A 2311-nucleotide genomic window follows, 5' to 3' on the forward strand; every position below is an offset into this window, starting at 1 on the left:
TGTTGATTTCCACTGAGAGCTGACCCGGCGTTTCCACCGAGAAGTGACCCGCCTTTAGGTATCGTTTGTGCTGGTCGTAGTGGTCAAGGTCCTGCGTTTCTCCTTCGTTGTTTTGGGCTCATGGGCCGAGCTGTTCTTGAAGCGGAAGCTGTCGTTTCCGGTTTCAAGGATGTGGCAATGATGTGTAAGCCGGTCGAGCAGCGCGGTGGTCATCTTCGCATCGCCGAACACGCTGGCCCATTCGCTGAAGCTCAGGTTTGTCGTGATGATAACGCTGGTTCGCTCGTAGAGCTTGCTCAGCAGATGGAAGAGCATGGCACCCCCTGACGCGCTGAACGGCAAGTACCCAAGCTCATCGAGGATGACGAGATCGGAGTGGACCAGGCGGTTGGCGATCTGGCCGGAGCGCCCTTGCGCCTTTTCCTGTTCCAGCGCGTTGACCAGCTCGACCGTCGAGAAGAACCGGACCCGCTTATGGTGGTGCTCGATGGCCTGGACACCGATCGCCGTAGCAATGTGCGTCTTGCCCGTGCCGGGACCGCCGACCAGGACGATGTTGTTGGCGTCGTCGAGGAAGTCGCAGCCATGGAGTTGCTGCACGAGCGCCTCGTTGATCTCGCTACTGGCGAAGTCGAATCCATTCAGATCACGATAGGCCGGGAAGCGTGCCGTCTTGAGTTGATATGCGGTCGATCGGACCTCTCGTTCGGCCGTTTCCGCCTTGAGAAGCTGGGACAGGATTGGAATGGCAGCCTCGAACGCCGGCGATCCCTGTTCGGTCAGATCACCGACGGCGTGGGCCATTCCGTGCATCTTCAGTTGCCGCAGCATGATGACGATCGCGCCGCTTGCCGGGTTATGACGCATGGCGAACCTCCGTCTTTCTCAAGGTATCGTATCGTTCGACATTGGCCTTGGGCTCGTTGGTGAGCGTCAGGGCCTGAGGTGCGTCGAGGGTTGGCGGCGTGAAGGTTTTTCCGTCGACGAGGCGATGCAGCAGATTCAGGACGTGGGTCTTGGTTGGAACACCAGACTTCAGCGCCATGTCGACGGCCGAGAGCACTGCCTTTTCGTCGTGCTGGAGAACGAGTGCCAGGATATCGACCATCTCGCGGTCGCCGCCGGGCTTCTTCAAAAGAAATTGCTGCAAGGCCCGGAATGCGTCCGGTAGCTCGGCGAAGGGTGCGCCATTGCGAAGAGCACCTGGCTTGCGCTGCACGACGGCCAGATAGTGCCGCCAGTCGTAGATCGTCTGTCCCGGTCGATCATGGGAGCGATCGATGACCCGACGATGTTCGCAAACGATCTGGCCTTCCGCCGCGACGACAACACGATCCGGGTAGACGCGAAGGCTTACCGGTCGATTGGCGAAGGATGCCGGAACGCTGTAGCGGTTGCGCTCCAGATGCACGAGGCAGGTAGGTGTGACCCGCTTCGTGTATTCGACAAACCCGTCGAACGGCCTGGAAACGGGCATGAGGGCTGGAGCCTCCTCAGCCCAGATGTCGGCGATAGTGCCACGCATCTGGCCATGCGGTGTCTTCGCCCAGAACTCCTTGCATCGAAGCTCCAGCCAGTCGTTCAGGGCTTCCAGTGATGGAAAGCGCGGAACAGGTTGGAAGAAGCGATGACGCGCATCCTGAACGTTCTTCTCGACTTGCCCCTTCTCCCAGCCGGACGCCGGATTGCAGAACTCGGGCTCGAACAGGTAATGACTGGCCATCGCCATGAAGCGGACGTTGACGTCTCGCTCTTTGCCACGGCCGACCTTGTCGATCGCTGTGCGCATGTTGTCGTAGATGCCGCGGCCTGGGATGCCACCGAACACGCGGAATGCATGATTGTGGGCGTCAAACAGCATCTCATGCGTTTGAAGGAGATAAGCTCGCACGGTGAAGGCCCTGGAGTAGCTCAGCTTCGTATGGGCTACCTGCAGCTTGGTGCGCTCACTGCCAATGATCGCCCAATCTTCCGACCAGTCGAACTGGAAGGCTTCGCCGGGTTCGAACGCCAGTGGAACGAAGGTGCCGCGGCCGGTCGTCTGCAGTTCCCGCTGTCGATCATCACGCCATTGCCGCGCAAAGGCCGCCACGCGATTGTAGGACCCCTCGTAGCCGAGGCTCACCAAATCGGCGTGCAACTGTTTCATCGTCCGCTTCTGCTTGCGGCCCTTCTTGGATTCCGTCTTCAGCCAGGCAGCCAACCGATCCGCAAATGGATCAAGCTTGCTCGGCCGCTCAGGGCCCTTGAACTTCGGCTCCACGCCGCCGGCACGCAGGTATTTGCGGATGGTATTCCGGGATAGGCCGGT

At 60.0% G+C, this 2311-nt stretch carries 2 protein-coding genes; both read right to left on the bottom strand.

Features of this window, described 5'->3' with window-relative positions:
* Window positions 1-54: 54 nt before the first annotated feature.
* On the bottom strand, window positions 55-867 hold the full coding sequence (gene istB / locus GR197_RS31295; protein WP_164016577.1) for an IS21-like element helper ATPase IstB: 813 nt from the start codon (window positions 865-867) through the stop codon (window positions 55-57).
* Window positions 857-2311: IS21 family transposase (gene istA / locus GR197_RS31300; RefSeq protein ID WP_164016579.1), on the bottom strand; the 1455-nt coding region annotated here is incomplete at its 5' end. The genes istB and istA, both read right to left, overlap by 11 nt.

The sequence above is a fragment of the Rhizobium phaseoli genome, from assembly GCF_010668805.1.
Taxonomy (GTDB): Bacteria; Pseudomonadota; Alphaproteobacteria; order Rhizobiales; family Rhizobiaceae; genus Rhizobium; species Rhizobium phaseoli_A.

Excerpts from the sequence above, each read along its gene's own strand:
- istB (WP_164016577.1), bottom strand. The coding sequence starts at position 867 with ATGCGTCATAACCCGGCAAGCGGCGCGATCGTCATCATGCTGCGGCAA.